General features: G+C 66.9%; 13 protein-coding genes. 9 read left to right on the top strand and 4 right to left on the bottom strand.

The genetic code is table 11. The features are described 5' to 3' along the window. Positions 1–87 precede the first annotated feature (87 nt). Together FHX73_RS04535 and FHX73_RS47600 are read right to left on the bottom strand one after the other, a co-directional pair. Positions 88–1,245: a site-specific integrase gene (locus tag FHX73_RS04535; RefSeq protein WP_170304842.1), complete on the bottom strand. Its 1,158-nt coding sequence runs from the start codon at positions 1,243–1,245 to the stop codon at positions 88–90. 649 nt (positions 1,246–1,894) lie between these two features. After that, positions 1,895–2,365: a LuxR C-terminal-related transcriptional regulator gene (locus tag FHX73_RS47600; protein ID WP_145903401.1), complete on the bottom strand. Its 471-nt coding sequence runs from the start codon at positions 2,363–2,365 to the stop codon at positions 1,895–1,897. Between the two features lie 5 nt (positions 2,366–2,370). Between FHX73_RS47600 and FHX73_RS44495 the strand changes: the two genes are divergently transcribed. Both FHX73_RS44495 and FHX73_RS04525 read left to right on the top strand, forming a co-directional pair. Then, on the top strand, positions 2,371–2,754 hold the full coding sequence (locus tag FHX73_RS44495) for a transposase (protein ID WP_170304841.1): 384 nt from the start codon (positions 2,371–2,373) through the stop codon (positions 2,752–2,754). A gap of 20 nt (positions 2,755–2,774) precedes the next feature. Continuing rightward, positions 2,775–3,779: an IS3 family transposase gene (locus FHX73_RS04525; RefSeq protein WP_170304840.1), complete on the top strand. Its 1,005-nt coding sequence runs from the start codon at positions 2,775–2,777 to the stop codon at positions 3,777–3,779. 216 nt (positions 3,780–3,995) lie between these two features. Here FHX73_RS04525 and FHX73_RS04520 read toward each other — a convergent pair whose 3' ends face one another. Together FHX73_RS04520 and FHX73_RS04515 are read right to left on the bottom strand one after the other, a co-directional pair. Beyond that, positions 3,996–4,178 carry a hypothetical protein gene (locus FHX73_RS04520; RefSeq protein ID WP_145903397.1) on the bottom strand — a complete coding sequence of 61 codons (183 nt, stop codon included), beginning with the start codon at positions 4,176–4,178 and terminating at the stop codon, positions 3,996–3,998. Between the two features lie 255 nt (positions 4,179–4,433). Beyond that, entirely contained in the window at positions 4,434–5,084 is a 651-nt protein-coding gene (locus FHX73_RS04515) for a very short patch repair endonuclease (RefSeq protein ID WP_246213348.1), read from the bottom strand. A 341-nt stretch (positions 5,085–5,425) separates the two neighbouring features. Between FHX73_RS04515 and FHX73_RS04510 the strand changes: the two genes are divergently transcribed. The 7 genes from FHX73_RS04510 (at position 5,426) to FHX73_RS47490 (ending at position 18,436) form a co-directional block, all read left to right on the top strand. Continuing rightward, positions 5,426–5,743 carry a CU044_2847 family protein gene (locus tag FHX73_RS04510; protein WP_145908059.1) on the top strand — a complete coding sequence of 106 codons (318 nt, stop codon included), beginning with the start codon at positions 5,426–5,428 and terminating at the stop codon, positions 5,741–5,743. Next, a complete protein-coding gene (locus FHX73_RS04505) occupies positions 5,740–9,939 on the top strand; it encodes a trypsin-like peptidase domain-containing protein (RefSeq protein ID WP_246213347.1) in 4,200 nt (1,399 codons plus the stop codon). The genes FHX73_RS04510 and FHX73_RS04505 overlap by 4 nt, the downstream gene beginning before the upstream one ends. Positions 9,940–10,118: 179 nt before the next feature. Beyond that, positions 10,119–12,680, top strand: a complete 2,562-nt coding sequence (locus FHX73_RS04500) for a Z1 domain-containing protein (RefSeq protein ID WP_145903395.1) — start codon at positions 10,119–10,121, stop codon at positions 12,678–12,680. Further along, positions 12,677–13,702 (top strand): PD-(D/E)XK motif protein, encoded by a 1,026-nt coding sequence (locus FHX73_RS04495; protein WP_145903393.1) that lies wholly within the window; start codon positions 12,677–12,679, stop codon positions 13,700–13,702. The genes FHX73_RS04500 and FHX73_RS04495 overlap by 4 nt, the downstream gene beginning before the upstream one ends. Further along, on the top strand, positions 13,699–15,681 hold the full coding sequence (locus tag FHX73_RS04490; protein ID WP_145903391.1) for a hypothetical protein: 1,983 nt from the start codon (positions 13,699–13,701) through the stop codon (positions 15,679–15,681). The genes FHX73_RS04495 and FHX73_RS04490 overlap by 4 nt, the downstream gene beginning before the upstream one ends. Next, positions 15,678–16,574, top strand: coding sequence for a hypothetical protein (locus tag FHX73_RS45500; RefSeq protein WP_211786141.1), 897 nt, complete (start codon positions 15,678–15,680; stop codon positions 16,572–16,574). Before FHX73_RS04490 ends, FHX73_RS45500 begins: the two co-directional genes overlap by 4 nt. Next, positions 16,574–18,436 carry a DNA cytosine methyltransferase gene (locus tag FHX73_RS47490; RefSeq protein ID WP_342795279.1) on the top strand — a complete coding sequence of 621 codons (1,863 nt, stop codon included), beginning with the start codon at positions 16,574–16,576 and terminating at the stop codon, positions 18,434–18,436. The genes FHX73_RS45500 and FHX73_RS47490 overlap by 1 nt, the downstream gene beginning before the upstream one ends. Positions 18,437–18,444: the final 8 nt, after the last annotated feature.

Raw genomic sequence — 18,444 nt, 5'->3', positions numbered from 1 at the left:
CCGCCCACCGTCCGCGACAACCGGCGAGGAAGGCCGGCGGCGCACATTCGGCCCGGCACGGTAGCTCGGGGCGACCGTGCCGGGCGGCTATGCGGCGAGCGGCAGGTCGTCGTCGCCACGGGGGACGGCTCGGAGCCGGTCTCGCTGTGCTTGGTCGAGTGCTCGGGCGAGGGCGTTGACGGCATGGTCGGCGGAGTCCTTGAAGAGGTGGCCGTAGAGGTTGATCGTGGTCGCCAGGATGGCATGGCGCAGAGTCTTGGACACGATCGCGATGGGGATGCCCTCGGCGATCATGATGCTGGCGGCGGTGTGGCACAGGTCGTGCAGGCCGATCTTCGGTAGGTCGAGTTCGGTGGTGCGCTTGCGGAGCTGGTCGAGGACCCACTGCGGTCGCAGGGGCGATCCGTCCGGGTGGGCGAAGACCAGGCCCTCCAGCCGGCCCTCCGGGTCGGCGGACATCTGGAGGGCGGCCTGGCGGTGGAGGGCGGTCATGACTCTGGGGGAGAGACTGATCCAGGCGCAGCCGGCCTCGGTCTTCGGCTCGCGGAGGTGGATCTTGCCGTTGTCGATGGCGGCGAGGGTCCAGCGGACGAAGAGTTTGCGGTCCATGAGGTGGACGTTGGACCAGTGGAGGGCCAGGACCTCACCGCGACGCATGCCGGTGCCGAGCATGACCTCGAACAGGTCGGCCAGCTGGTCCGCGTAGTGCTCGGCGCTGTGGCGCAGGAACGCTGCGGCCTCGTCGGGGGTCCAGCAGGTGCGCTCTTCCGCGCGGGGCCTGGGCGGGACGGAGTGCTTGGCGGGGTTGTAGCGCAGCCCCCAGGAGCGCACCGCGTGGTTGAGGGCGTTGCGCAGGGTGGAGACGATCCGGTAGACGGTGACCTTGCCGCGCTCGGCCTTTCGTTGGGTGGCGATCCAGCGCTCGATGTGCTTGGGGCGCAGGTCGGGCAGCCGGAAGTGGCCGAAGGCGGGGATCAGGTCCCGCTCCACGCACGCCTCGTAGCCGGCGTAGGTGTTCGGAGCGAGCTCCCCCTTCCGCGCCGCCAGCCACTGCCGCAGGAAGCTCGCCACCGTGACGCGATGGTCCTCGTAGACCCCGCGCAGCTCGCCGTCGAGCACCGCCTTCATCTCCCTGGCCGCCTCCGCGCGGGTGGCGAAGCCGCCCCGCCGGCGGGTGCGGCGCCGGCCTTCCTCTGGGGCGAGGTCGACGCAGTACGTCCACTTCCCGTGGCTTGCCTCTGCCACCAACCTCAGGCACCACGGACCGAGCTGCTTTCCGTGCCCGTCCATGCAGCCGCACCGCCGGTAGCCCCGACCACGCTGCGCTCGCTGTCCCATGGGCTTCCTCCTTCGAAGAGTGGTTGACCTCCTGGAGCCAAGGTTCGTCGGGCGGCTGGGTGTGTCGGCAGAGCGTGAGGTCAGAGGCGCGAGGCACGGCGGGGCAGGGCGGGCAGGACACGCTCCAGACGACATACCGCTTGGAAGGTGACGATCCGTAGCCGATGGGTAAGCGACCATGATCCGCCCACAGCCGCAGCGCCGGACCTGCGCCCACCTGCACCGCCGTCTCCGCAACCATCTGCGCCTCGCAATGGTGGTTCCTGAAGGTCCGACAGATCCTCGTCACCGGCAGTAGTTGGAGCGGGGTCTGCTGCCGTGGGACCACTTTGGGACCAGGCCCCGAGGGCACAACTCGGCGCCCACAGGCCGAATCGGGCAATCGTGTACAAAGTAACAACTGGCAAACGGTCAGCTCGTTCGATGGGTGCGCCTGAGTCGGAATACCAACTCATGTTCACCTCAAGCTAGTTGGACAACAAAAACGCTGAAGCGGTGATGCTCCGACTGTCGACAATAAGTGAACCCCTTGACTGGGGGTCAAGGGGTCGCAGGTTCAAATCCTGTCGTCCCGACCAGCGTTTTCGCAGGTCGGAGGCCGTTTTCGCCTAAAGGCGGGAGCGGCCTTTTTGTTGTTGTGGTCGCGATGTGCTCGGGTGGGTGCCAGTCGCCGTGGCCCGGAGCGTGCTTGAGTGAGCGTCACTGGTCCGGGCGACGCCGGGATCGTGGGCTGACCTGTCGTCAGTCGGTGGTCCCTGGTTCGGGGCGTCTTCGGCGAGCTTTGTTGCGACGTTTTTGCGGTGGTGTTGAGCCTGCGCAGGGCGTTGGCGACGTGCTGCTCCACTGTCCTCGGGGACAGGAGGAGGGTGTCGGTGATCTGCTGGTTGGTGGCGTTCTTGGCGAGCGGTTCGGCGACCTGGCGCTCGGGGGGCTCCGTAGCTGCGGTGTCCGGCCCCTCTCTGTCAGCCTTGGGTGAGACATCCCGCTTTGTCGGGTTAGCCTGAGAGGGCCCGAGTAGGAGTTTCACCCCTGATGACCAGCAGTAATCCGTCCGCCACTGACCCGGCTCCCCGGCCGAAGCGCCGCACGTTCAGCCCCGAGTACAAGCTGCGGATCGTCGCCGAGTACGACGCCGCGCCCGAGGGCGAGAAGGGTGCGGTCCTGCGCCGCGAGCGCCTGTACCACTCGCACGTCACCGAGTGGCGGGCCGCGCGCGACGCCGGGGCCCTGGAGAGGCTGGTCGACCACCGCACGAGCCCGGCCCGCCCGAAGAAGTCCGCCGCCGAGGCCGAGAACGAGAAGCTGCGCCGGCAGGTGGAACGGCTGGAGAAGGAACTCGCCCGGAACAAGGCCGCGCTGGAGGTCCTGGGAAAAGCGTCGGCGCTCTTGGAAATGATCTCCGAGAGCGCGGACTGACACACGCCGCCGACCCCGTCGTGGACGAGGCGTTCACCGCCGTCGAACACGAGTTGGGCACCACGGCCGCATGCCGGCTGACCGGCCGCTCCCGGGCCACCCACTACCGAAGACTGAAACCGCCGCCCGCGCGCCGGCCCCGATCTCCGCAGGTCCAGCCCTCCGCCCTGACGGCCGAAGAACGGCATGCGGTACTGGCCTTGATGAACAGCCCCGAGTACGCCGAGCTGCCGCCCGCGCAGATCTGGGCCCGCGAGCTGGACACCGGGCGCTACCACTGCTCGGTCTCCACGATGTACCGGATCCTGCGCGAGCGCGGGCAGTCGGGCGAGCGGCGCAGGCAGGCCACCCACCCGGCCAGGACGGTTCCCGAACTGGTCGCCACCGCGTCCTCGCAGGTGTGGTCGTGGGACATCACCAAGGCCGCCGGCCCCCGCAAGGGCATCTGGTATCACGCCTACGTCATCATCGACATCTTCAGCCGCTACATCGTCGGCCATACCGTCGAGCCGGTCGAATCGGCCGAACGGGCCGAGGAGTTGATCCGCGAGGCCATCGAGCGCAACGGCATCGTCCCCGAGACCGTGCACGCCGACCGCGGCACTTCCATGACCTCCAAGAAGGTCTCCCAGCTGCTGACCGACCTCGGCGTCACCAGGAGCCACTCGCGCCCCAAGGTCTCCAACGACAACCCTTACAGCGAGGCCCAGTTCAAGACCGTCAAGTACATGGCCGACTTCCCGCCGCGCTTCGATTCCCTGGCCCATGCACGTGAATGGTTCGACGCCTTCATCTCGTACTACAACCACGAGCACCGGCACTCGGGCATCGGCCTGCACACGCCCGCCAGCGTCCACTTCGGCACCGCCGAACAGGTCCGCGACCAGCGGGCCGTCACCCTCGCCGAGGCATACGCCCGGCATCCCGAACGCTTCGGACGCCGTCCCCGGCCGCCCGAGATACCGCAGACAGCATGGATCAACGACCCCAGCAAGCGCAGGGAACCCACACCACAAACCTCATAGCATCACGACCGTCTCACTGGACTTGAAATCTTCCGGGCGGGTTCGGGTTTTGGTGAGCCCGAGGCTGCGGGAGAGCCGGCCAGTGCGCGCGAAGTCGGCGGTGGTGTCGAGCGAGGTAAAGGTAGCCGTGGCTTCCGCGAGTGGTTGGGCGGCTTCGGCGGGGTCGGTTTCGGCGCGGGCGGGGGCGCGGGCGTGGTGTTCGGCGGCTTGGGCGGTTTAGTACGGGTGGTCGATGTCCTGCCACAGGTGTTGGGCGGCGGCGAAGTGGCCGGCGGCGCGCGGGGGTTGGGCGGGCGTGGCCAGCAGGCCTCGGGCGAGGTGGAGTTCGGCGGTGGCGGCGGGGGCGCCCCGGCTGGCCAGGGCGCGTGCGGCGTCCTCGATGAGCTCACCTTGGGGCACAGGGTGGCCGCTGCTCCGACTCCAACGCAGACGGCCCGTGCCGAGCTTCGCGGAAGGGGCACTGAAGACCCGTCAGGCGACGGTTGCTCCTCGTGGCCCGGATTTCGAGGCTGGGGCAAGCTGCCGTGAGCGCCCATGAGTGGATGCGGAGCAAAACGGAGGCTGATGTACATGTCTGACGCCACGCGTACTGGAACAGTGGTCGAGAGAGTCGGCCCTGAGCAGTTCGGCGAGATCTCCAATTTGTCTACAGAGTCACTCCGAGGCCGCGCTGTTCCGCTTGGCCGCGGTGACCTGGTCGATCACCAGACGGGCGGCTTCCTCGGGCGGCACATGCTCCCAGATCCGGAGCACCTTCCAGCCGGCCTCCTCTAGCAGGCGGACCGTTTCCTTGTCACGGACCATGTTCCCTTCGAGCTTCGTGACCCAGAACTCCCGGTTCGTCACGGGTACGCTCCGATGGTCCGGACAACCATGCCAGTAACATCCGTCCACGAAGACCGCCACCTTGACCTTCGGGAACACCACGTCAGCCGTACGACGGATGGTGGAGACCGGCCGAGCCGAAACCTTGTAGCGGAGTCCCTCGCGATGCAAGAGCGAGCGAAGCCGCATCTCGGGTTTCGTGTTCTTTCCCTTGTTCGCGCGCATCGACTTCCGTGTTGCGGGAGACGATGCCCACGAGTCCTCCGGGACCGACGCTTTGGAGAGCATCCCCGCTTCATCGGCCAGTCGCCAGCCTTCGCGCAGGTTTTGGGCTCGGGTGGGGTGGCCGACCACCCCGAGTGAACGGCTTGTCTCCTGGCCGTCGACGGACCAACGGAGGACGGCGGTCACTAGTCCGGTGCGGGTGGAAGCCTTCAGAACCACGCGCGCCGACCGGAGCCGCCCTTCGCCGGCGTCCACCAGTCGATGCTCGGCGCCCCCGGCGGCACGGTCCTGCTCGCGCGAACGCCGGGCCCGGTCGAGGCCCGGGCCAGGACACCAGGCGCGGTCCGGCGCAGCAGCCGTCCGCGTCGTCTGGCCCGTCCTCTTCGCTGTCACTGACCGGGCTCCTGCCTATCGAGCGTGTGCTTCGCCACGACGATACGACCTGTGAGCCGGAGCGGGGTAGCGTCGTCGGAAGTGGCTCCGATCGCGTTCCGTGCGCTTGTGTGACACGCCCCCGGGTCTTCCGATCTCAGGGGCTACCGGTAACCTCTCTGCCACGCAGCGCTAGCGAAGAGGGGCTCGTGGAATCTCAGTCGGTGTCGTACGAGCTTGACTCGGGCACAGTGGTCCAGTTCGAGATCGAACCGGTGGACGGATGGCGCCCGGTCGGTGCCGAGCGGGTCCTAGGTCGGATCGAGGAGGCGGTCCGACCGGTTGTCGAAGCCGCAGGAGCTGTCCTGGATCAGGTCGTGAAGCTCAGTCCCGCCGAGGTCGAAGTGTCCTTCGGCGTCAAGGTCACCGGATCGGCCAACTGGTTGGTCGCCAAGGCGGCCACGGAGGCCAACTTCGGGGTAACCCTCAAATGGCGACCTTCCGTGGACCGGGACGGAGGCGAGGGCGGAAACTCGGAATGACCGCGGCGTTTCTGGAGGCTCTTCGCCCGGAGATGGACGGTTGGGTGGCGGCCGTTCACAGGGCCGAACATGATCGGAGCCCGATCGGATCCGGCTTTTTGATCGATGCCGATCGGGTACTCACCTGCGCTCATGTGGTCTTCTCCGGTGGTCAGCCGCTTGACGACCTGTGGGTGGCGTTTCCCAAGGCGGATGAGCTGATGTACCGCCGGGTGAAAGTGCGTCAGGTGTCGGCGCCTCCTCCGAACGTTCAGGACGAACAGGACGTGGCGGTACTGGTCCTCGATCAAGCAGTACCAGAGGACTTCGCCGCACGGCTGCGCATTCCGAAGGGCGGTGACCTGGTCGGTGGGCAATGGTGGTCCTTCGGATTCCCGGACGGCATGCTCGGAAACTCCTCGGGGGGCACGGTCGGTGAGGCGCTCGGCTACGGGTGGGTCCGCCTGGACACCGAGTCGCGCTATTCGGTCGGGCCCGGGTACAGCGGTGGTGCGCTCTGGTCGGCGGACTACCAGGCCGTCGTCGGGATCGTTGGCCAGGCGCAAGGCAGCCGCGGAGACGCTCGTGCCTTGACGCTGCGGGCGATCGACCAATACCTGCCGGACGAGAAGTTGAGTCTCCTCACGGACTGGTCCGCCGAGGCCGCAGGTGACGCCGCGCTGTCCGCTTGGGGATGGACCCTGGCAGACGATCCGGAGTCCGGGCGACACTGGCGCCCTCGCGCCCGAGGTGTGAGCACGGAGGCCGAGCAGGGTTTCCGTTTCCGTGGTCGAGCAGCCGCGCTCGACGTGATCGTCGCCTGGATCACGGGTCGTCGCGGTGACCGCCGCCAGGTGTTGCTCGTCACCGGTTCGCCGGGCGTGGGCAAGTCCGCCGTGCTCGGACGCATCGTCACCACCGCTGACAGGGGGATCGCTGCGTCCCTGCCGCCCGAGGACGACGCGGTGCGGGCGCCCGAGGGCTCGGTGGCATGTGCGGTGCACGCCAGGGGGAAGACAGCGCTGGACGTCGCCGGGGAGATCGCGGCTGCGGCCTCCGCCGCCCTGCCCGAACGCGTCGACGACCTTCCCACCGTGCTGCGCGACGCTCTCAAGGAGCGTTCCCACGGCAGCTTCGCGATCGTCATCGACGCCCTGGACGAGGCGAGCACGCCGGAGCAGGCCCGGGTGATCATGCGAAGCGTCGCGATCCCCATGGCGGAGACCTGTGCGGACCTCGGCGTGCGGGTGGTGGTAGGAAGCCGGCGGACGGATGACGCCGGTGACCTCCTGGCACCCTTTCGAACCGCCGTCGAGACGGTGGACCTCGACAGTGAGGAGTTCTTCGCGCCGGAGGATCTGGTCGCCTACACCTTGGCGACTCTGCAGTTGCTCGGCGACGAGCGTGCGGACAGCCCGTACACCGAGGTCTCCACAGCTGTCGCGGTGGCCGAGCGGATCGCCGTCATGGCAGGCGGTAACTTCCTGATCGCCGGGTTGGTGGCGCGTACCCATGGCATGCACGACCGGGCGCCGGCGGCTCCGGAGGAACTGTCCTTCACCTCGACGGTCGACGCCGCCCTGAGGGAGTACCTGGTGCTGTTGTCGAGTGTGGACGGAATCCCGGCCGTCGACGTTCTCACGGCGCTGGCCTATGCGGAGTCCCCCGGACTGACGGTCGCTTTGTGGCGCACTGCGGTTCAGGCTGTGACCGGTCACGCACCCGACAGCGAGGCGCTGACGGCATTCGCCCGCTCCTCGGCGGCCAACTTCCTGATCGAATCGAGCGACGACACCACTCGGGCGGGGTCGTTTCGACTGTTTCACCAGGCGCTCAACGACTCACTCATCGGGGGGCGGGCCGCGAGCAGGGCGGATACGACCGACGAACACGCCATCACTCGTGCGTTCATGTCCCTTGGCAGAGCAGGCGGATGGGAGAACATCCCCGCCTACCTGCTGCGTGCACTCCCTCGCCACGCCGTCCGCAGCGGCGTGATCGACGACCTGTTGGCTGACGACCTGTATCCCCTCCACGCCGATCTGCGCCGGCTCATCCCGGCCGCCAAGGCGTCGTCCTCGGCCTTGGCACAAGCCCGCGGTCGTCTGTTGCGCAGAACCCCGCACGCCCTCGACGCGGCACCGGCGGACCGGGTCGCGTTGTTCAGCGTCACCGAGACGCGTGAGCATCTGGGCTCCACCTACCGTCAGAGCGGGCTGGAGGCGCCGTACCGGGCGGCATGGGCCGTCGGCACACCCCATGCAGAGGAGATCGTCCTCGAAGGCCACACCGACACTGTGAACACGATCTGTGCGATCCCGGTGGGCGACACCGTGCTGCTCGCCACCGCCGGCAACGACAACACCGTTCGCCTCTGGGATCCGGCGACAGGTGGTGCACTCCGGATCCTCACGGGCCACACCGCTGCGGTGCTGACATTGTGTGTGGTGGCGACGGGCGGTCGCGTACTGCTTGCCACGGCCGGGTCCGATGGGACGGTGCGTCTCTGGGACCCCGAGACGGGCTCGGCACTGCGCGTCCTCGAAGGGCATACGGGCGCGGTGCGGGCCGCTTGTTCGGTGCCGGACGGCGACCGTGCGCTGCTAGCCACCGATGGCGCCGATAGGACCGTACGTCTCTGGGACCCGGAGACGGGCGCCCTGCTGCGCACCTTTGAAGGCGGTACCGACCTCGTCGGTACCGTGTCCGTGGTGCCGGTGGATGGTCGGATGCTCCTTGCCACCAACGGCAACGACAACACGGTCCGCCTCTGGGACTGCCAGACGGGTGGCACCCTGCGGACCCTTGAAGGTCACACCGGCTGGGTCCGAGCTGTCTGTGTGGTGTCGGTGGTTGGCCGGACGTTGCTCGCCAGCGCCGGTAACGACCACACCGTTCGCCTCTGGGATCCGGAGAGCGGGGCCTTGGTGCGGACCCTTGAAGGTCACACCGACTGGGTCAACACGGTTTGTGTGGTGTCGGTGGTTGGTCGGACGTTGCTCGCCAGCGCCGGTAACGACCACACCGTTCGCCTCTGGGATCCGGAGAGCGGGGCCTTGGTGCGGACGCTCGAAGGTCACACCGACTGGGTCAACACGGCCTGCGCGGTGTGGATGGACGGCCACCAGCTCCTCGCGACCGCCGGAGCCGACAACACGGTCCGTCTCTGGGACCCGGAGATCGACGGATCCTCCAGTGCCCTCGAAGGCAACAGCGGCGCGGTGTTGGCCCTTTGCGCGATCTCGGCGAGGGAGGACACGCTCCTCGCCACCGCGGGAGCCGACCACATGGTCCGGCTCTGGGATGTGGAGACGGGTGGCGTCCTGCTTACATTCGAAGGCCACACGGACTGGGTCAGGGCCGTGTGCGTGGTCCCCACGGAGGGTCGACGTGTCGTCGCCACCGCCGGTGACGACGGTACGGTGCGGCTCTGGGAACCCGAGACCGGCGAGATGCTGCACGAACTCCAGGGCCAAATCAACGGAACCAACGCGCTCTGTGTTGTCCCGTCAGGTGATCAGATCCTGCTCGCCACCGCCGGTGACGACCACCTCGTCCAACTGTGGGACCCCGAAACGGGGACGATGCTGCGCACGATCGACGTGCCGCGGAAGCATGACGGCGAGCGCCGCCTCAACTGGGTCAACAGTGTCTGCCTGGTTCCGGTGGACGGTCGCAACCTCGTGGCCACCGCCGGCGACGACGAGACGGTCTGTCTTTGGGATCCCGAGACCGGCGAGATGCTGCGGGCCTTCGAGGGCCATGGCAGCTGGGTCAACAGTGTCTGCGTGGTTCCGGTGGACGGTCGCAACCTCGTGGCCACCGCCGGCGAGGATCGGACGGTGCGTCTTTGGGATCCCGAGACCGGCGAGATGCTGCGGGCCTTCCGAGACCACACGGGTCCGGTGCGGGCAGTGTGCCCGATCGTCCTGGGCGATCGCACCCTGCTCGCCAGCGCGGGAAAAGACAACACGGTTCGGCTCTGGGATGCCCGATCGCCGCACTCGGTCCTGGTGATCCCGGTACGCTCTCCGGCATTTTCAGTCATCCAGGCCAAGGGACTCCTCCTGGTCGGTCTGAGCGACGGGCTCTTGGCCCTGAACGTCTCATCACCGCCGTCGCGGGTTCCCACTCCTGCCGCCGCACGCGGTTCCGCCGGTCCGGCAAGGACCGGACTCGGCAGCGATCCGGAAGCCGGTCGTATTCGTGAGAGCTGATCTTGATTTCGTGCCGTGGGCGCCTTCGTGCCCGCTAGCGTGTACTTACCGCCTGATGGGCGTGTCCTCACCCGGCTCCACCGGGTGTTCGGACGGCGTGTGGGGCGTGCCGAGGGAGCTGGAAGCACTCGGTGATGAGACTGGTTGCAGCGAACGAGAGCGGAGAACGGTCGATTCCCATGACCGATGAATTCGACGGAATGTACGAGACGTTCAAGGCTCTCGTTGAGACCTTCACTCCCGCGGAGTCGGTCAAGCGGTTGGAGCAGCTCGGGATCAGCGCCGACATCGTTGAGCGGATCCGTGAACGGCACGAACAGCAGACCGTCCGCATCAGGGAGATGGAGGAGCCGCACGCGGTGATCCTCGGCAATCGCGACACCTGGTACACGGGCCCGCAGGCCAAGGACAAGTGCTGGCCGAGGATCGTCAACCTGCTCCGAGAGGACGGGTGGCCGCAGGAACCGGCTATCAGCAGTCTCGACGATTCCTCTACCCGGATCGTCTCGTTGCTTAACCACCCGCGAGAGAAGGCGTTCTCCACTCGTGGCCTCGTCGTCGGCTACGTGCAGTCGGGAAAGACGACCAACTTCACCTCGGTCGTCGCGAAGGCCGCGGACCGCGGGTACAAGTTGTTCATCGTGCTTGCCGGTATTCATAACGGTCTGCGTCGCCAGACCCAGGCGAGGCTGATTCAGCAGCTGGTGGAACAGAACCCCACAATGTGGCACCAGCTGACCGGGCTCGACAAGGACTTCACGCCGAGTGAGAACCCTGCCTCGTTCTTCGGGAAGAGCAACCGAACCCATGTGCTCTGCGTGGTGAAGAAGAACGCCACCGTGCTGCGCAAACTCGCCCGCTGGCTCGGCAAGGCGTCCGACTACCTCCAGGACTGTCCGGCCCTGATCATCGATGACGAGGCCGACCAGGCGACGGTCGCGACGAAGTCGATCAACCCGCTCATCCTGAGCATCATGGGTGCTCTGCCGAAGTCTGCATATCTGGGATACACCGCCTCGCCTTTCGCGAATCTGCTAATCGACCCGAGTGCTGAGGATCTTTATCCGAAGGACTTCATCGTCAACTTGCCCAAGCCTGCAGGGCATTTCGGAACAGAGGTCCTTTTCGGCCGCTACGCGCTCGATGGGGAGGATCCGGAGCAGGTCGACGACGGACACGACATGATCAGGTCGGTTCCCGAGGACGACGTGAATTGTGTGCGCCCCAAGTCGAAGGCGGATGTCGACGGTTTCGAGCCGATCATCACCGAGACTCTTCGTCAAGCCGTTGAGTATTTCTGGTTGGTCACGGCGGCCCGACACGTGCGGGCCACGGGCAACCCGCACAACACGATGCTGATCCACACCAGCGTCAACACGTCCGTGCACAACAGCTTCAGCCGGCCACTCAAGGAGCTACGAGACCGATCCGCGGATGCCCTTGGGGACCCCGACTTCATCGCGCGGCTGCGTGACCTCTGGGAACGGGAGACGGCACGCGTCTCCGCCGAGGACTTCGGAGAGAAGACGGTGGAGTTCGAGCGGCTTCTGCCGGAACTGCCGGGTGTCCTCGCCAACTGTCGGGTCATCATGGACAACTCCAGTAGTGAGGACCGGCTCGACTACGAGAATGGTCCGGTCGTGGCCATTGCCGTGGGCGGTAACACCCTCTCCAGGGGGCTGACCTTGGAAGGTCTGTCCGTGAGTTACTTCGTCCGCGCCGTCTCGGCGTATGACACGCTTCTCCAGATGGGGCGCTGGTTCGGATTCCGGAACGGCTACGCCGACCTGCCCCGGATCTGGATGACCGACGAGCTCGCCGAGTGGTTCCGCCACCTCGCCACGGTCGAGACCGAGATGCGCAAGGACATCGACATCTATATGACGGAGGACGAGACGCCTCTCACCTTCGCCGTTCGCCTGCGCACACACCCGGCCCTCCGCGTGACGGCGGCAGCCAAGATGCGGGATGCCGTCAGGGCGTCCGCCGCCTACGGCGGGCAGCGGGTGCAGACCCACTACTTCCACACCAATGCCGAGTGGTTGAAGGTGAACCTCGGTGCCGCTCGTACCCTCGTGTCGGCATCCGCTACGCATGCGCTTCGAACGGATGACCGTTCAGCGGATGGCCGTTTCATCTTCCGTGACGTGCCGTACGATCTCGTCATCGATTTCCTGTCGACGTACCGGTTCCACGAAAAGGCCCCCGAGAACGAGGCCGAGCTCGTCATCGACTACATTCGCAAGCGAGTCGATACGGCCGGCTCACTGCGCCGATGGAATGTGGCGATCGTGGGAAATCCCATCGGGGTGGAGCAGCGGAACCTCACATTCGCGGCCGGTGTGACGGTCGGTCGGATCACCCGTGCCCGAATCGCCGTGGACAACCCTCCGGCGGATTTCGCCGACATTAAGACTCTGATGAGCCGCCGCGATGCGGCGATCGACCTGCTGGGGGACACGGCCAAGCTCCCGGAGGACGCCATCAAGGCCGAGCGCCAGCGGCAACTTCCGGACACCGGCCTGCTGGTGCTGTATCCGATCGACAAGGAATCCGTGCCAACCCCGTCGAAGAAGCTGCGTGAGGCATTGAACGCGGAGGAGCACGTCATCGGCGTGGGTCTGGTGTTCCCCGAGGCGAGGGGTGCCGATAGCACGGTGGCGAACTACATCCGTGCCGATCTCTCGCGCATTCAGATCGAGGACGAGGACTACAGCATGCTCGACGGAGAGGGTGCATGACCGACAGCGCACTCCGTGGGGTCGTCGAGGAGCACTGGGCCGCGCTCGGGACCGGGCAGATCACGAGCGACCGCAGGCTACGAGTCGCTGAACTGCCGGTAGTCACGGACAGCGGGCCCTTGGTGGTGGCCATCGACCATGAGGGTCACCGCCACGTCCTCGTACCGATCCACGCTCACCAGAAGGTTCGACGCGGACTGGACGGGCCGGTGCTCCGGCTGCGCAAGCGGGACCTGGAAGACGAGGAGACCTACCAGTCCTACGCCGATCTGGTATGCCTCCGCCCGGATCTCGACTATCTGTTCACCGAACTGTGCGCCGACGTGCTGGGGACGGCCGAGAGTATGCCCGCGCACCCCGTGAAGGCGCTCTACCGCGTCCTCGACAGGTGGCGGGCACTGTTCCGGACGGAGGGGCACCCGCTTAGGCCGGAACAGATTGCTGGTCTTTTCGGTGAGTTGACGGTGTTGAACCGGCTTCTCGAACGAGATCCGAGTGCGCACCGACTCTGGCGCGGCCCCCACGGTCACCGGCATGACTTCTCTACGGCGGCCACCGCGGTCGAGGTGAAGGCCACTACCGACAGCGAGGGTCGTAGGCCGCGGATCCACGGGCTCGACCAGCTCGAACCACCGACGGACGGTCTGCTGAGCCTGGCGTGGTTCCGCCTACAACGTGTGGCGGCCCGCGGCATCGGTACCGGGCTGGTCGAGTTGATCGGGCAAGCGCTGGAACGGTGCGACGACGAGAGCTCGCTCCTTGACCTACTCGCTGCGGTCGGCTACCGCTCCTCCGACGTCGATCTCTACGGTGACGTGCGGTTCGCGATCATCGAGGAGAGGTGGTATCGGGTCGATGCGCAGTTCCCCGGGCTGACCGGTCATGCCCTCGCGGTCGCGGGTCTACCGGTATCGGTTCTGGACGTCGAGTACACGATCGACCTGTCCGGTGGTACTCCCGTGCCTATGACACCGGATGAAGCCTCCCAACTAATCGAAACGATGATCCAGGAGTCCGCGTGACGGAGCCCCGGTGGTTCTCCCAGCCCTATCCGCCGGAAGGCGCCAGTGCGGCCGAGGGCATCCGCAATCAGCTCGGGCGTCCAGAACTCGACCTGCTCACCATCCTGGTTCGGGAATCCGCGCAGAACAGCTGGGATGCCAGGATGCCCTCCTCCGCCGAACCGGTTGACTACCGGATCGACCTGTCGGTCGTGGGACCGGCTCACGTCCTGGCCTGGCGTGAGCTCCTCATGGCCGGCGCGCCCTCGCGTGTGGAGCACTTCCCACTTCGTGAGTCCCTCAGGCAGCCGACCATTCGCCTCCTGACCGTTTCCGACCGAGGGACCCGGGGGCTTGGCGGTCCCACCCGGGCGGACAGCGCCGTCGGCGTCGAACGCGACTTCGTCTCCTTCATCCGGAACATAGGCGAACCGCGTGACACTCCGCTGGGTGGCGGCACCTATGGGTTCGGCAAGGGAATCTTCTACCTGCTGTCCAAGCCGGGAACGATTTTGGTGCACTCCCGCTGCCGCACCGGAGGTGGGGACCTTGAGACGCGACTAATCGGCTGCACCCTCTGGAAGAGCTACGTGGCCTCCGAACCGGAGGGAGACCGCCGGTACACCGGACGGCACTGGTGGGGCGACACGTCCGGGGACGTCGTGGAGCCTTTGGCCGGCCCCGAGGCCGAGGCGATGGTCCGACGCCTCGGTCTCAAGCCCTTCGGTCCCGACGAAACGGGCACCTCCGTGGTCATTCTCGACCCGAGTCTGGACGGGCTGAGCCCAGCCCAGAGCGCCGACTACCTGGCGGAAACCATCACCTGGCACCTGTGGCCCAAGATGCTCTCCAAGGGTGACGGCCGTCCCGCGATGCAGTTCTCGGTCACCTGCGACGGCCGCGGCCACGACGTGCCGGATCCGCGGGAGACTCGCCCGCTGAACATGTTCGTCGCCGCGTACGAGACGATGGAGGGCTCGGACGGCATCAGACTCGATTGCCTGAGGCCCAGTCGCTTTCTCGGCCGGTTCGGGCTGGTCAAACGGATCATGCCGTCACTTGAGCCCACGCACGCATCCCGGATGCTCGGGATCGAGACCCTCGTCCACCACGTCTGCCTGATGCGGCCCGCCGAACTTGTCGTCACCTACTACTCGGGGCCGAAGCCATCGAGTGAGAATCAGGGTTACGCCGGGGTGTTCCGGGCGGACCAGAGTATGGACGAGATCTATGCCCGGGCCGAACCTCCCACCCATGACGCCTGGAATCCGCAGTCGCTGGAGAAGCCCGAGAGCACCTATGTGAGTAGCACGTTCCGGCGCATCGACGAGAACCTGGCACGGGTCCTTTCACTCGGCGGTGCTGCTCGGCCAGGTGCCACCAACATCGCTTTGGGGGCGGCGAGTTCGCTCTTCTCCGGCCTCGTTGGTGGAGCCTGGGGCATCGGCGGGGCCACTGCCTACTCGAAGCCGGGCAGCACCGTGCGGGCATCGACGCGATCGAGGCTCGGTGGTGGCGATCGGCACCCCACGCACGGTCAGGCCGCGAGCTCCGGCGCTCATGCGCAGGCACCTGGCGAGAATGATGACTTCGCCGGCGGGGGTGGTACGAACGAGCCGGCCGTCGCCGGTCAACCTGAGGGCGGTACGGCGCCAACGATTCGCCGGCGCCCTCGGGTGCAATACGTCGGTTCCCCTTACTACGCCGACCGCGGCGACACCACTGTGCTCGTTCAGGAGTTCCGACTTCCCATACCGGGTCCGCAGCGCGTCCGGGTGGATCTCGCAGTCACCGTACCCGGTGGCGGCCGTGAGACTGAGGCACCGTTCGGCGCGAGCGTGCCGGTCCTCGTCGGTTGGGAGGACGGCAGTGGACTCCTACACACGACTGAGGCATGCGAACTCGATGGCGGTGACGCGGTCTGCCGAGCGCTCGTGCGTCCGGCCCCCGACACCATGACCGAGATCGGTATCAAGGTGGAGGCGGTGGAGGCCCGGTGAGCATGCGCGCCCTCCCGTATCGCGTTCCTTCGGAGGACATCATCGTCGCCGAAGCCTGGGTGCTCGTGACCGAGGACGGTGATATCGCAAAACCCGAGTCGCTGCCCGACTGGGACTACCACATGGACCTGCACCTGCGCAGAACCGTTCGGGTCGACCTGGGGCGGGCACGCTCCGAGTCCGGCCTGCCGACCGATGCACCGCTCGTACTGGCCGCGGTGTGGACGGCCACCGGGTCCAACCTCGGTGGCCCGGCCCAACACCTGCGCCTGGTCGGGGGCGGAACGTGCACGGTCGAGCTCGACGTCCGACTCCGTGGATCCGATCTGGGGGGTCTCCTCCTCCTCGACACCGCCCTTGTACTGGCCGAGCGCCGTCCCGATGCTCGGCCCTCTTCGCCACGTCGGGCGGGTTCCGTGCTGTGGAGCGATCGGGAGTCGTTGCGTCTTCAGGGGGACGCGCCCCAGTTCCCGATGGCGGTGATCGACTTCGCTCGCACCTCCTTCCCCGAAGGCGCGGCCTGGCATCTGCAGATCAGCGGTGGTCTTGAGAACGCAACGATGGGTTCGCTGCTCCTACTGGTCAATGAACAGAACTCCGTTACCGCGTCCGCGTTCGAGAACGCCGCCAAGCCCCGCCCTGTCGATCGGGTCGTGCTGTCCGCGGTGTATGCGGATGCCGCCAGGATCATGATCGAGCACGCTCTCAGCCTTGACGACTTCGTCGACGACGCCGACTTCCCGGACGGTTCGCTGGGGGCAACGCTGATGAGTCTGTTCGACCAGCTCTTCCCGAGCCGGTCGATCACCGACGTCCGTCTGCGCCATCGGCAATCGCCCAGCCTGTTCGCCTCGGAGCTGCAGGCCGCCGTCAAGATCTTCGAGGTATCGTGATGAGCTTCCTGTACCCGCGGTTGCTCGCAGAGCAGGCAAAGCCCCTTTTCGAGAGGTACCGGCATCTGACGGTGGTCGACTTGACCGCCAGAGTCGCCACCACCCACGAGGCCGCCGTCTATGTGGCCACCGGTGGTGATCGGGTCTCCGCCGACCGGCTCCACGAGCTACGTGCAGCCGTCGTGGACCTCGCCAAGAACGCGGGGTTCCCCGCCGAGACGAGTCGTGGGGGGAACACTGACTTCGATCTCCGGCTGGCCGCTCTGCTGCACGCGGAGATGGGCATGGTTCCCGCAGAGGCCGCCTCACGGGACGTCTGGGCCTTCCTCGCGCTGATCCTTCTTCCGGATGTCGCCTACTGGCGCTACCCGCAGCCACCGACGGATCGTGTACTGGGCACAGACCTCACCCGACATGTCTTCGGTCGCCTGTGGTGGCGGGCTCAGTTGGTCCGGTCCTCCGACGACCTCGAACCGTACGGCGCCCTTGAGATCCTCGGAGAGGCCGCCTTCGACCAGATCTACGCACGTCGTGCGGCGCTCGGCGGAAGCCCGCACCTGGTCCGGGCCATCCTCCGGGTGTGGAACGACCTCGACCTGCAGGGACTCAACGAACGGGACACCCTTCGCGATTTCCTCAAGCGTCTGTTGCGACTCGCACCGTTCGTCCTGTTCGACGGAATCGAGCAGGGCCCGTTGGATGACGAGCTTCGTGCGGTCGCTCGGGAATCGGTGGATGCTCAACGACACCTGCGGTCGACGACTGTGGACGGCGCCCTTCCGACCAGGCCGGTCCCCGAGATCGCCATGCCGGTCCCCGACATCGTTCGTGGCGATTTCGATGAGACCGTGGCTTCGGCATCGGAGGCGCCTGCGACATCGGGTGCTCCCTCGGAGCGCGGGGCCGGTCCGCAAACCCTTACGTCGTTGGAGCTTTGCGCCGGCTCGGGCGCACAGGCCCTGGGACTTGAGCGCGCCGGCTTCCACCCGGTGCTGCTGATCGACAGCAAGCCCGATGCCTGCTCGACGATTCGTTCCAACCGGCCGCAGTGGAAGGTTCTCTGCGCGGATGTGACGGAGTTCGACTCTCGTGCCGAGGCGCAGGTACTGGGCGTCGACCTGCTCAGTGCGGGACTTCCCCGGGTGAAGTCGACGGCCGCCGCCGGCCGGGCCGAGGACACGGAGGAGCGGAGGGTCCTCAAGGCGGCGGTGTCGCTCGTCGACTCCATCAGGCCCAAGGCCCTGCTACTGGAGAATGTCCCGGATCTGGTCGATGGCTCGGATTTCGCCGAGGACCGCTCCTGGATCGAGGAACGGTTGCGACTCGCCGGCTACCAACCGAGCTGGAAGGTCCTCAACGCAGCCGACTTCGGCGTCCCCCAGAATCGTCGCAGCGGATTCTTGGTGGCGCTGGCGGCCCCGTACCACGCCGCGTTCTCCTGGCCCGAGCCGTCTCCCATGCCCTCGCCGACGGTCGGTGAGGTGCTCGGCTCCTCGATGGCCGCGGGCGGCTGGCCGGGCGCCGGCGAATGGGCCAGGTCGGCCAACCGGATCGCCCCGGCACTCGTCGGTGGCTCCGACCGGCGGGGTGGCGCCGACCTCGGCCCCACGGGCAGCAAGAAGGCATGGGCTGCGCTCGGGGTGAACGGTGACAGCCTCGGTAACGATGTCCCGGACACGGAGTTCCCGGTCGGAGGCCAGCCCAAGCTGACCGTCGACCAGGCCGCGATGATCCAGGCCATCCCGGATGACTGGATCGTCTTCGGCGGCAAGACCTCCAGATACCGTCAGATCGGTCACGCGATGCCCCCACCTCTGGCAACGGCGGTCGGCCGTGCCATCGCAGCCGCCCTCCAACGCTAAGATCGGAT

Source organism: Kitasatospora viridis (assembly GCF_007829815.1).
Taxonomy (GTDB): domain Bacteria; phylum Actinomycetota; class Actinomycetes; order Streptomycetales; family Streptomycetaceae; genus Kitasatospora; species Kitasatospora viridis.
The sequence above is the reverse complement of the archived record's forward strand: the minus strand, read 5'-3'. Positions and strand labels throughout refer to the sequence as shown.